At 48.9% G+C, this 12,248-nt stretch carries 10 protein-coding genes; 3 read left to right on the top strand and 7 right to left on the bottom strand.

Features of this window, described 5'->3' with window-relative positions; genetic code table 11:
* Positions 1-170: 170 nt before the first annotated feature.
* The 6 genes from MHN33_RS04240 to MHN33_RS04215 all read right to left on the bottom strand — a co-directional run bounded on the left by MHN33_RS04240 (position 171) and on the right by MHN33_RS04215 (position 7,179).
* Complete coding sequence (locus MHN33_RS04240) at positions 171-1,403, bottom strand: hybrid sensor histidine kinase/response regulator (RefSeq protein WP_239396063.1); 1,233 nt, start codon at positions 1,401-1,403, stop codon at positions 171-173.
* Positions 1,396-3,810: a response regulator gene (locus MHN33_RS04235; protein ID WP_239396061.1), complete on the bottom strand. Its 2,415-nt coding sequence runs from the start codon at positions 3,808-3,810 to the stop codon at positions 1,396-1,398. The genes MHN33_RS04240 and MHN33_RS04235 overlap by 8 nt, the downstream gene beginning before the upstream one ends.
* Before the next feature lie 126 nt (positions 3,811-3,936).
* Entirely contained in the window at positions 3,937-4,383 is a 447-nt protein-coding gene (locus MHN33_RS04230; protein WP_239396050.1) for a GNAT family N-acetyltransferase, read from the bottom strand.
* Between the two features lie 210 nt (positions 4,384-4,593).
* Complete coding sequence (locus MHN33_RS04225; RefSeq protein ID WP_239396048.1) at positions 4,594-5,055, bottom strand: NfeD family protein; 462 nt, start codon at positions 5,053-5,055, stop codon at positions 4,594-4,596.
* Positions 5,052-6,011, bottom strand: coding sequence for a slipin family protein (locus tag MHN33_RS04220; protein ID WP_239396046.1), 960 nt, complete (start codon positions 6,009-6,011; stop codon positions 5,052-5,054). The genes MHN33_RS04225 and MHN33_RS04220 overlap by 4 nt, the downstream gene beginning before the upstream one ends.
* Positions 6,012-6,069: 58 nt before the next feature.
* A complete protein-coding gene (locus tag MHN33_RS04215) occupies positions 6,070-7,179 on the bottom strand; it encodes an alanine racemase (RefSeq protein WP_239396044.1) in 1,110 nt (369 codons plus the stop codon).
* Positions 7,180-7,465: 286 nt separating this feature from the next.
* On the opposite strand from MHN33_RS04215, the gene MHN33_RS04210 reads away from it, so the two are divergent.
* A complete protein-coding gene (locus MHN33_RS04210) occupies positions 7,466-8,089 on the top strand; it encodes a class I SAM-dependent methyltransferase (protein WP_239396033.1) in 624 nt (207 codons plus the stop codon).
* Here the strand turns inward: MHN33_RS04210 and nudB are convergent.
* Positions 8,073-8,513 (bottom strand): dihydroneopterin triphosphate diphosphatase, encoded by a 441-nt coding sequence (nudB, locus tag MHN33_RS04205; RefSeq protein WP_239396031.1) that lies wholly within the window; start codon positions 8,511-8,513, stop codon positions 8,073-8,075. The genes MHN33_RS04210 and nudB overlap by 17 nt on opposite strands.
* A gap of 534 nt (positions 8,514-9,047) precedes the next feature.
* On the opposite strand from nudB, the gene MHN33_RS04200 reads away from it, so the two are divergent.
* Both MHN33_RS04200 and MHN33_RS04195 read left to right on the top strand, forming a co-directional pair.
* Positions 9,048-10,121 carry a tetratricopeptide repeat protein gene (locus MHN33_RS04200; protein WP_239396029.1) on the top strand — a complete coding sequence of 358 codons (1,074 nt, stop codon included), beginning with the start codon at positions 9,048-9,050 and terminating at the stop codon, positions 10,119-10,121.
* A gap of 138 nt (positions 10,122-10,259) precedes the next feature.
* Positions 10,260-12,128, top strand: coding sequence for a M6 family metalloprotease domain-containing protein (locus MHN33_RS04195; protein WP_239396027.1), 1,869 nt, complete (start codon positions 10,260-10,262; stop codon positions 12,126-12,128).
* Positions 12,129-12,248: the final 120 nt, after the last annotated feature.

Below are 12,248 nucleotides of genomic sequence, written 5' to 3'. Positions count from 1 at the left end.
TGAACTGCCAGGGCAAATGCACGGGCGTTTGAGCGTGCGGGCTGTGGATCACATCGTCCAATGGTATTATGAGAGTAAGGCAGACTGATTGATTCCCCAGTCGCAACATCATTCTCGTCAGAGTACTGAACACGCTAATTATCGTCGGTGTCTAAGTACTCAGCGCTTAGCTAGTTGCTTAATTCTTTGGGTAACACAATGGTAAATACGGTGCCGTCACCGGGTTGGCTGGATAAGGCGATACTGCCATTTAAACGGCTCTCTACCAGTTTTTTCACTATGTACAAGCCAAGACCACTGCCACCGGTTCCAACGCGGGTTGTGTAGTACTTATCGAACACTTTACTGGTTTGCGCGCATGCTATCCCTTTACCATTGTCTTTAATCTCCAGGGTTACATTGTCATCCTGATGCTCGACATGAATGTCTATATTACCAGCCGTTTGCTCTTCAAATGCATGGATCAGGGCGTTATTGATCAGATTGATCAATACCTGAGATAAAGCGCCGGTATCCGATACTATGTGCAAGGTTTGTGGACAGTTAATGGAAACTGTGTGCGGGGTACGTTTTAACTTAGGGGTTAAAACGTACTGGATATTGTGTAAATAGTCATGCAAGTTGCACTGTGAAATGGTGCCACTGAATTCGCCGACAACGATGTTCTTAAAGCTGTCGATGAGGTGCATCACATTATCCATGCTGGAGAGTACTATTTCACAACTTTGGGCCGTGTTATCTATAAATGCTTGCAGATCCTGCTTTGCCAGCGTTTGCTTATGTAATTGTTGAGCAAGCTCCTGCTGCTTTTCATTGAGGTGAGACACAGCGGTGCGCACCACACTCAAGGGGGTACCCAGTTCATGGGTAAGTTCACCAACCAGCTCGCCAATGTGGCTAAAGTGCTGTGAGGTTTCCAGTTGCTGCTCTTTGAGTTTAGAGAGCTTTTCAAGCTCCAGCGTTTTGTCTCTGAGGGTAGAGATCAGCTCATCACGTAAATTGATCAGCGCTTGAAGTTGCACGTGCGTTGATACGCGCGCCAGTAACTCTTCCTGCCGAATAGGCTTAGTGACGTAATCAACCGCGCCGACACTAAAGGCTTCGACTATATCGCTTAATTCGCTTTTGCCGGTCACAAAGATAACCGGTATCTCTTTAACTTTGTCCAGTGATTTAAGCCGCCGGCAGGTTTCAAAGCCATCAATGCCGGGCATCATCACATCAAGTAAGATCAGGTGCGGAAGAAAAATCGTGGCAATGTTTACCGCTTCTTTGCCCGATGTGGCAAAGGCCACTTCGTAGCCTTCTGGCTCTAAAAAATTGGTCAGCAGTTCAAGGTTTTCAGCCTTGTCATCAACAATCAAAATTCTGCAATTATTCAGTGAAACTGGATCGTCATCCATCTTGCACCTCGTCGAGCGCTGCAATAAAGCCTGTCATGTCAAACCTACTTATAAATTTAGCCAAGTATTGCGTAAGCTGCCTGTTATTTGGCTGCCCGGATTCAATTTCTTTGAGCGTTTGTTTGATGCGCGAGCTGTTATTCACCTGGGCAAAGCGTATCAGTTGTGCTTTTTGCTCAGCGGGCAGCGAATAATCGGCCAACCGAAGCGCATCAGCAGACACATTGCCTGAATCGGCGGCGTCTGTCAGCTCGGTGTGCTCAAAGTGGTCGGGGAAAAAGGACAGCAGGGAGTCGAAAATTTGCGCTATGGTATAAGGCTTGCCAATAAACTGATCAAAGCCAATACTGAGATAATGCTGTACCTCGTGGTGCAGGCTGAATGCCGAAATGGCCACACACTTCAGCTCAGACAGACCAAGCTCCTTGCGAATGATAACAACCGCCTCATCACCGCGCATAACGGGCATGAGTAAATCCAAAAACACAATATCAAAGGGGTTTTGGCGAATAACGTCGATGGCCTGTTTACCATCTTCGGCGTAGTCTACTTCAATACCACACGCGGCCAGTGTCTGGCCCAGTATTTCACGGTTATAGGCGACATCGTCCACGCACAGTGCGCGCAGTCGCTTGTTGTTGCACACTTTCAGCTGTTGTAACGCTTGTCTCTGACTGCTGGTTACGGCAACCTCAGCGTGTGGCAGTGGCAAAGTAAAGCAAAAACAGCTTCCTTTGCCAGGTTCCGACTGCACATTTAGCTCGCCGCCCATCATTTCAACCTGCTTGGATGAAATACATAAGCCCAGCCCGGTGCCGCCTTTTTCAACCCCGGCACTACCTTGCGTAAAGCTGTTAAACAGATCTTCCAGATCTTCAGGTAAGATCCCGGGTCCTGTATCTTGCACCTCAAAACGGTGTAACTCAGGGTCGGGCTGTGAATAGCTTAGTGCTATGGTGCCCTTGTCTGTAAATTTCACGGCATTTCCGAGCAAATTGATCAGCACCTGACGCAGTTTACCCTGATCGCCATGCACCCCGGTTGGTGCTTTAAGTGTGCTGTTTAATTGCCAGGTAAGTTGCTTTTGTTCGCACTTGAGTTTAAACATACTGCCCAGATCTTCGAGCAGCCCATTCAGCTCAAAATCAACCGGGTTGAGTTTGCTCGAACCGGCTTCTATTTTTGAAATATCCAGCACATCATTGACGATGTCCAGTAAGTGGTTGCCGGCCCGGATAATTTTATTCATGGTGGTTTTGTGACTGGCATTTAACGCACTGTCCCGCTCCATCAACTGAGCAAAGCCGAGTACCGCATTCAGTGGCGTGCGTATTTCATGGCTCATATTCGATAAAAACATGCTTTTAGCTAGGTTGGCTTGCTCGGCTCGCTCTCTGGCTGCCTGTAACTCCGCTGTGCGTTCCTCTACCAGACCTTCCAGTGCAATATTGTTGTTGCTGAGCCTTTCCTGAAGCTGAGTATTGCGCCAGGCAATGCCTAAGTTATGGGCCAGATTTAACAGCAGCTGTGCCTCTTGCTCTTCTATCGGGTTAGCGTAACAGGCAATTGCAAAAACCGGGGAGCCATCGCTTTTATCGCCCAGAAAAAGCATGGCGTAGTTATCCAGCACCACGCTGGGCTCTGCATGGGCACGCGCCTGGGCGTTATACTGGGTCATAAACTGTGCCTGGATGGGGGCCGGGATGTCCAGAGTAACCGCGTCTTGCGGCAGGGTTTGCTCAAAGGTCTGGCTGTCGCAGTTCAGCGAGACGATAAAAACGCTCATAGGAGCCGGTTCAAATTGCTGACTTAATGGCAGTGTTTCGGTCAGGCTCTGAAACACCCGTAATTCAAATTCTACCAGCTCGGAGTCGCTCAGCAGGGCGCTGGTGCACGAGATGATCTTGTCTAATCCAGACTGGACTTGCTGGGTTTTATCCAGATGCTGGTACGTGCGCAGTGCAACCAGCACAGAGGCTTTCAGTTTACTGCTGGTCAGCTCCGTTTTGGTTTTGTAGTCGTTAACATCATATTCCCGGGTAATGTCGGACTCTGGCGCCATACCCGGTTGACCGGTACGTAATATGATCCGCACCTTATGATTCTGCGCCTCCTCACGGACGTATTTGGCAAAGTCCAGGCCTGCTTCAGCCGTTTCCATCACAACGTCGAGCAAAATCAGCGCAATGTCGTTGTGTTCAGCCAGGACTTGCTGTGCCTGAGTACCACTGTACGCATTTAAAAAAGTCACGCCACGGCCATCCAGCTCCATTTGTTCCAGTACCAGCCTGGAGATCTGATGGATGTCTTCTTCATCATCAACCAACAGGATTTTCCAGGGGGGCAGAGTAGGTGACTCAACAGGCTCATCATCAGAGCCAAACAGGAGCGCGTCATCGTCAAACATTTTACATCTCACTTCACGTACTGAACTTACAGTGTAGTGAATGATCAATAAAAACGACCAGTGATTGGTGTATTTATCAGGGCCGGGGCGCCCTGAATGCGGGCGTTTGGAGGTCTATTAAAGCGGCTAAGGCAGTGTGGCTTCCATGGGCTGATAAACCAGGCCGCCGGACTCGGCAACCTCCCCGGCCAATTCAAAACCATACTTTTGATAAGCCCCCACGGATGGCAGCGAAGCCGAAACCGTAACGCTCTGCTCCGTGGCCAGTTCAAATGCGGCATTAATCAGGGCTTTGCCAACCCCTTTATGTTGCTGAGCCGGGGCAACAAACAGCATGGCGATATGGCGACCCGCCTTTAGCTCAAGCATACCAACAGGCTTGCCTGCAATTTCAGCCACCAAAACTTGGTTATCCTCCGCCAGACGCGCCGCAATCGCAGCAGGGGTGGCGATTGCCTTAAAAGTATCCCGGCCCGCCGCGGGTAAGGTATCCGCCAGGGCACGATCAAATGACTCTAAACAAATCTGGCTGAGGGTATCTAAATCCTTTTGTTTTGCGGGTCTTACGTGCATGTTATTCCTTGTTTTAAGTGGTGGAGTTTATTGGTGCAATGATGGTTTATCTGGTAAGTGGTACTCAGTACGTTCGCCAGAATCGGCTGATTCTGAGGTGTATATTAATACTTTAATTCAGATGGCCAAGTTTATTGTGACACTACACTGTAGCTGAGTCCATCGGTCTTCCCTGACCTCACTGCCTTGCGCTGCGAAAAGGTGTTTCTGTCACTCGTCACCGAGCGCTGCCACCCACAGCACCCCGACGCTTTTCTTGACCACTTTGACTGTGGTGCCTTTTGCAATAGGCGTTTCGCTTTTTAGCTGCCAGGTGATCCCTGAGTAGGCATGGGTGAGCTGGCTTTGCTCGTTAAGGTCGTCGCTAAGTACCAAGGTGATGTCGGCAAAGTCGCTGTTTACTTCTGTGCTTTGCGTTTTGGCTTGCATACGTTTGAGCGGTTGCCAAAGTACAGCTGCCAGAGCGGCGGTTAATACCGCATTGACCCACAGCGCGTTCATCAGGGTGGCGTCCAGTAAGCCCACCGACATCATTAAGCCACTCAGGACCAGTGACAGGCCGAGGAAAAACAGCACAAAGGTGGCAAAGCCCAGTACGGCGACTTCTATGATTAAAGCCAGCAGCCCGAGTACAATCAGGATCTGGCTCAGGTGTTCAACAAACAGGGTCACGGCTGCTCCTTCTGCTTTTTATTCAGGCTGTTGATGATCGACATGCCCTGAGCCACCAAAGAGCTGGGGTCGGTGCCGCTTTCAGGTAACAAGACCACGGATGATTCGCGGGCAATGGCTTCTTTGGCTACAATGGCTTTGCTGGCCAGGTCGAGCTGAATGGCTTTTTGGCCTTCCTCGGTGTTGGCGGCTTCACCGACTTTTCTTAGCGCATCTGCTTGCGCCTCAGCGACGGCGATTATGGCTTTTGCTTCACCCTCTGCTTTGAGGATCTGCTCGGCTTTTTCGGCCTCTGCAGCCAGTACCTGGGCTTGTTTTTTACCCTCGGCCACGTTGATGGCGGCTTGCCTGTCGCCTTCCGATTCCAGGATCTGTGCACGTTTAACCCGCTCTGCCTTCATTTGCGCTTCCATGGCTTCCATGACGGAGTTGGGTGGCACTATGTCTTTGATCTCATATCTGAGTACCTGAATGCCCCAGGGGTCGGATGCGGCATTGATGGCAGAGACAATATTGGTATTGAGCATATCGCGCTCTTCAAAGGTTTTGTCCAGCTCCATTTTGCCCAGCTCACTACGCATGGTGGTTTGCGCCAGCTGAGTGACCGCGAAAATGTAATCGTCCACGCCATAAGTAGCTTTGTAAGGGTCCAGCACTCTAAAGTACAGCACGCCGTCCACAATCAAGGAGATGTTGTCGCGGGTGATGGCAGACTGCGAAGGCACATCCACGGCTTGCTCTTTGAGGCTGCGATCGGCAGACACCTGATCGATAAAAGGCACAATAAAGTTCAAACCAGCTTCTTTGGTGGACTGGTATTTACCAAACCTTTCTATGATCCAGGCGCGGTTTTGTGGCACAAATTTAATACTGCCTTTGAGCACAAAGATGATAAAAATCAGTAAAAAGGCCTCAACGGTGAGGAGGTAGTCGAGAATGAGCGTTACGGGGTCCATGTTTATTCCTTCTTTATTTCCGTGTCTGTACTATAGCAACGATGCTGAAAACGGACCATTACCAGCCGCCAAAACGTGGCCAGTAGTCTATTTCATCATCGAAAATCACCTGATACCCCGCATGTTGCGCGGCGGTGGCACAGGCGTGGTTAGGCAATATGCGCAGTAAGGTGCCAATGGCAAAATGACTGAGGTCCAGGCCTTCGGGCAGGGCCACTATGCCATGCTCCTGATTAACGCTATTTACGCACAGCTCGGGTATGATGTGACCGGCTTCATCACAGATTAAGCCGTAACCATATTGCAGTGAGGCAATGCCGGTATCGCGCGACAGCGCCATCCAGCCGGCATCGAGGATCAGCCAGTTTTTCTCGCGATTATGGCCAATCACCCGGGTCAGTACACTTAATGCAATGTCTTGTGGTCGACAGACGCCAAGCCCAGCCATGACCAGATCCATGCTGGCATAGACACCGGCCCGTACTTCCGTGATGTGTTCAAAACCCTCTCCTAATAGCGCCGTGGGGGTGGAACCGACACTCACCATGGTACAGTCTATGTGTTGTAAACGTAGCCTGTCAGCGGCTACGCGAACCGCATGGTGTTCCTGTTGCGCCATAGTGCGGATTTCATCTAAGTTGTGGCATTCGTAGGAGCCACCCGCATGGGTCAGCAGGCCGGAAAAGAGCTCGGCTGAGGTCAAAATTTTTGCAATGGCGACAAGCTGAGGGTCATCTGGTTTAACGCCTGCGCGTTTGCCATCGCAGTCTATCTCGATCAGGCAGCTCAGTTTACAGTCATTTTCCTGGCAAAATGCATGGACAAACTGCGCCTGCTCAAAGCTGTCCAGCAGAATATGCAGTGTTATGCCTTGATTTTGGATATCCAGGACCTCAGGGAGCTTGTGCTCACTGATCCCAACAGCATAAGTGATGTCTTTAAAGCCAGCCTGTGCGAACTGTTTTGCCTCTTGCAGGGTTGATACGGTGCAAGGGGCCGACGGGTCTTCAAGCATATAGTGTGCAGCATCTACGGACTTGAGGGTTTTCAGGTGTGGCCGCAATTGAACATCAAATTGGCTCAGGTGCGTATTAAGTCTTTGTATGTTGTTCAGTAGCTTTTTTTTATCCAGCAGTAGACAAGGGGTGTGTAAAGCGTTAAGTGACATAAAAACTCCTTGTGTAATGGATCCCTGACGTAAGCCGTAGGGGTCAGTAGGGAACCAATCCCCACAGGTATTAAGATGTTCGGAACCCCGGTGACAAATTAAGGCAAACACTGTTTATGTACACCGGAATGTGGCAACCAATGTATACGCTTTTGTCCCCAAATCAAAGTGTTAATCATCACTGAATCTCAGGCATGTTTAACCAAAGTGTCATAATTGTGCCTTTATTGTTGTCTATGATGGTGTTGTAACAGGAACGCAAGAAATTGGTTGGAGCGTAGCGACTATGCCTATGCAATATTACGAAGATAATGCATTACAGCTGGCTAAATTGTACCAGTCTTACCGCTTTGAGCTGCTACATGCTTCATGGCTGAAATTTGTCACTCCTTTGATGGAAAAAGCGGGTCTGAAGTTTTTGGATATTGGTGCCGGGGCTGGCAGAGACGCCAAGTTTTTTGCCGAACAAACAGAGCAGGCGCAAGTGGTGGCCGTGGAGCCGGTGTGTTCGCTGAACCGTCTGGGACAGGCTTATACGCGCGATCTGCCGATCAGCTGGTATCAGGACGAGTTACCCTGTTTGTACAAGGTGCGCAAAAAGCATCACGCTTTTGATGTAATTTTAGTGAGTTCAGTATTTAATTATCTGCAGTCAAGTTCAGGTCAGCAAGCCATGCTAACCCTACGAAACCTGCTAAGCCCCGAAGGGTTATTGATAGTGAAACTGCGTCACTGTAGCGATGAAGAAGCATTACAAATACGTGGCATGCTCAATTGTTCTGTTGACTACTTACTGGACATTGCACAAAAAGCCGACTTAACCTGTTTGGAAGTGACTGAGCCTGAAGAGGATGCACAGGGCCGGACATCCGTTACCTGGCAGACACTGCTGTTTAAACCAGCTCAATAGATAAAATTTCCTGGCTGTTACTGCTTGACCAGGCTTGCTCGGCAGCGTGTTGCTGAGTAAGCCACTGATAAGCCAGATGCTCACCAGGTGCAAGCCGCACTTCGCAACCTTTCGGTACGCAGACACTGAATACATACTCAGTGTTGACACTGGCACCTGCTATATATCTGTGTCGCCATTGCTCTCTGATGATGTACTGATTGCATTTTTGGTGGTCGGTGATGGTCAGGCCGAGTGCTTTGGCATCAATGCCCGTTTCTTCTTTCAATTCCCTGTACGCGGTTTCTGCGGGTGATTCTCCGGGGTCAATCCCTCCTGTCACAGATTGCCAGAAACCGGGATCATCTGCACGTTGCAAAAGCAAAAATTCATGGTGGTTATTATAGATAACGACGAGTACGGAGTGAGGGTGCCTGAGTGCCATGGATGCTGCTGTGCTGTTTTTGCTAAATTTACCCAAAAACAAGTTGGGTTAGCAAGCCCAAAGGCGCGGGTAGAAGAAAAAAAAGGCAGGAAATGTCCTGCCTAACTCCAATAGCAACAAAACTGTGCCAGGAAATACCCAATAAACCAACATCCTTGTTGGTAAGCTCTACTTCTCGGGAGTTCATTTGGAATGACTTGTGTGATTAGCCATGCCCTAAGGAACAACCTCATGCTATCGTAGTGTTTTTCAAATGTAAACAAGAAAATGAGAAATTTCATATTAAAATTTTTATATTTGTGTTTTTTGCTTATTTTTTATCAATAAAATGAGTTGCTTCCTATTTTGTTTCTGAATAAGGTAAGATTGTGTTTGAGTAGAATTATTAACATACGTATGTTTTTTGTATGGGGTTTTGGTGTTTTTTTATTCGGGTTGTATCAATAATAGTCAATCAGGAATGGCCTCGTTATCTGGTATATTAATTGTATCTGTACCATGCTTAACCACATTGTTATTAGGTGCCACCGACTTATGCTCACAAGCTTGCTGTTTTCCGCTGCCGTTGTGTTCACTCCCGCGGAGCTATTTAAGACATTAAACCAGCTAAAAGAGCTGAATGATAAAAATCCCGCCCAGGCCGCTTTGGTATTTCATCTGGCACAGGAGCGGTTGCCCACAGAGCCCAGCAAAGGGTTGCTGCAAGTATACCTCGCCGGACTTGAATCGGGTGTCAGAGCCCGTGATCATAAAGCAGTCACCGAGATCATAGAACAACTCAATCAGGAGAAATGGCAAGCGTATTTGCAGGGCGAGCATATTCATGTGATAGGCTCGGTAGCGGTTTATCACCGTCATTTGCATGACTACGAATATGCTGAGCAGCTCAATGAGTGTGCATTGAATTATGTGGCAGATGAGAAACAGTATGCCAGGATCGCCAACAACCTGGCGGTGGTGTATCGATTTACCGGTCAACACAAAAAGGCAACGGGGATACTCAATGAAGCCATGATGCTCTCTGATGACCGGGAGATAATCGCGAATATTAAAAACAATCTGGGCAATCTGTATTTCGACAGCAGCAGCTATCGTAATGCTCAGCTCATGTACATTCGGGCATTTTTATTTCATTCAGAAGCAGAGCAATTCGGCCATGCGGCCGGTACAGGTTTGAATCTGCTGAATACTCAAATCCATTTGCGTGACTGGGGTGGCTTTATGCGTTTTAAGTCTTCTGTTGCTGCTCAGATAACTGCCAGCGAACAAATGGTGTTCAATGACTTCTATCAGTGGCAGCTGGCAGTGTTCGACACTGTGGTTGAGACCCGGGACTTGCAATCTGAGGTGCAAACAAAGTTAATCGCATCAATGCCAGCTTTGATTGGTTCAGAGCTGACCCCGTCAGTTGATTTGTACGTTCAGTTGCTCGACAACACGGTGATCACTGCGGCCTGGTCAAAGGCCAAAGCAAACCGTCCTAAGCAAGCGCTGCTTACCCAAACAAACAGCAGACGTATCGTATTGAAGCGCTGGTGTGCTCAGGAGCACAATCAGTTGCCTCAGGTCGACTTAAGCAAAACGGTGCGTCATGGCATAAGTCAGTAGCGGTGTGGTTTGTCGCAGATATAACGAACAGAAAAATTTAAATTTGAAAATTTGTAAAAATAGCGTTAATAATTAAGTTCCTATTTTCATATCTCTGTTGATATGAAAAGGCACACATACATGTAAAGGAACTTAATTATGCAAACACTACATTCTTTGTTAGCCATTGGCGCACTAAGCGTTGCTGCGCTTGCCCAGGCAGCAATTCCCTACAACAATATGCGTTACGAATTTACTCAGCCTGACGGTCAGATTATCACCTTATTCCTGCAAGGTAATGATTATTACGCAGAGCAAAGAACGGCGGATGGCCGTCTGGTCATTTATGATGAATTGCTTAAAGGCATGGCGTATGCGCAGGTGAGTGAGGATGGCCAGGAGCTGGTATCTACCGGGCAGCTGGTTGGTAGTCATGGCAAGGTGCAAGCGCGTGCTGTCGGTGAATTACAGACCGGACTGACAGATGCTGCCAAAGCTGCGCAGGTTGAGAAAACACGCGCACGGATGCTGGGGAGCCATGGGGCGTTTCACACCGCTATGGTTGACACGCAGAGCGTCGAAGAGATCAGTGGTCAGGTAAAAGGTTTGACGATTATCATCGATTTTCCGGATGAGCGTGGCACCATCACTAAAGCGCAGGTCGAACGATTTTTGAATGAGTTAAACTACACTGAGTTTGGTAATGCGCAATCGGTGCGGGGTTATTTTCGCTCGGTATCGGGCAATAAGCTCGACTACACCAATACGGTTACCCAGTATTACACGGCGAAAAAGAACAAGGCGTACTATGCCGATTCCAGCCTCAGCTCAACGGTACGCTCCCAGGAGTTGATCAACGAGGCGCTGCAATGGCTGGAGTATCAGCAGGGGTTTGATTTTTCTCAGCTCACTACTAACAGCAGTAAACAGATCCGGGGGCTTAATATCTTTTATGCCGGTAATTCAGACAGTGCCTGGTCTAAGGGACTGTGGCCGCATATGGCAAGGCTCAGCCCGCGTTTTTGTGCCGATGGCGTATGTACCGACCGCTATCAGATCACCGACATGCGCGCCAGCCTGGCCATTGGTACTTTTGTTCACGAGTCGGGCCATTTGATCACAAACTGGCCAGATCTTTATGACTACGATGGCAGCTCTGAAGGCTCCGTGGCCAGCTTTGGCGTGATGGGTTACGGGGCCATAGGCACAACAAATCGTTACAAGCCGACGCCTCCTGTGGCACATTTCAGGGCCATTGCTGGCTGGGACACGGTGACTGAACTGAATCCGGCAATTAACGCCAATGCGCCCTCTGGTCGTTTAAGTCATACATCGGACAGTGGGACTTCTTACAAATGGACCAATCCGGCAAACAACAATGAGGCGTTTTATATCGAAGCCATTCATAAATCGGGTCAAAACTCAGAGCAACTCGATCAGGGGCTGGCCATCTGGCATGTCGACAGCCGTGGCAATAACTCCAATGAGTGGTATCCGTATATTCAGATGGAACACGGTGATGGCAATCGCGATCCCGAGTACAAGCGCAATCGTGGTGATGGTACTGATTTGTTTGATGTGGCGGGGGAGTTTACACAGGCTTTGCCTAATGCACAAACGTCTCGTGGTACCAATGCGTTGTGGTGGAACGGCAGCGATTCCGGGCTCAGGATCAGCGATGTCTCCGACCCGGCACAAACCATCTCTTTTACTCTTGATGTAGCAACTCAGCCCGATCCAGACACCTACACAGGTACACTGAGTAACAAGCAAAGTGCCATTGAGCCAGACGGTAGCTGGTTTCAATACAGTGGCGGTACAATTGGCCTGACGCTGAGTGGCCCAGCCAATGCCGATTTTGATCTGAAAATAGAAAAGTGGTTAAACGGTGCCTGGCAACAGGTAGCTATTTCTGAATCGCCAACATCCACGGAGTCAATTAACTACAGTGCTGCGTCTGGCTATTACCGCTTTGTGGTGTATTCCTACTCCGGGGCTGGTAGTTATACATTGCGCGTGAGTAAATAATCGACCACGCTGGTCGTGATTTTTAGTGAGCGCGCAGGCTTAGTCTGCGCGCATTTGCCCCGCAAAGCACACTATGAGTAAAAAACACGCCAGTTTTGCTATGACTTTGCAATCTGCGAC

Source organism: Pseudoalteromonas sp. OOF1S-7, from assembly GCF_022347765.1.
Lineage (GTDB): Bacteria > Pseudomonadota > Gammaproteobacteria > Enterobacterales > Alteromonadaceae > Pseudoalteromonas.
The sequence above is the reverse complement of the archived record's forward strand: the minus strand, read 5'-3'. Positions and strand labels throughout refer to the sequence as shown.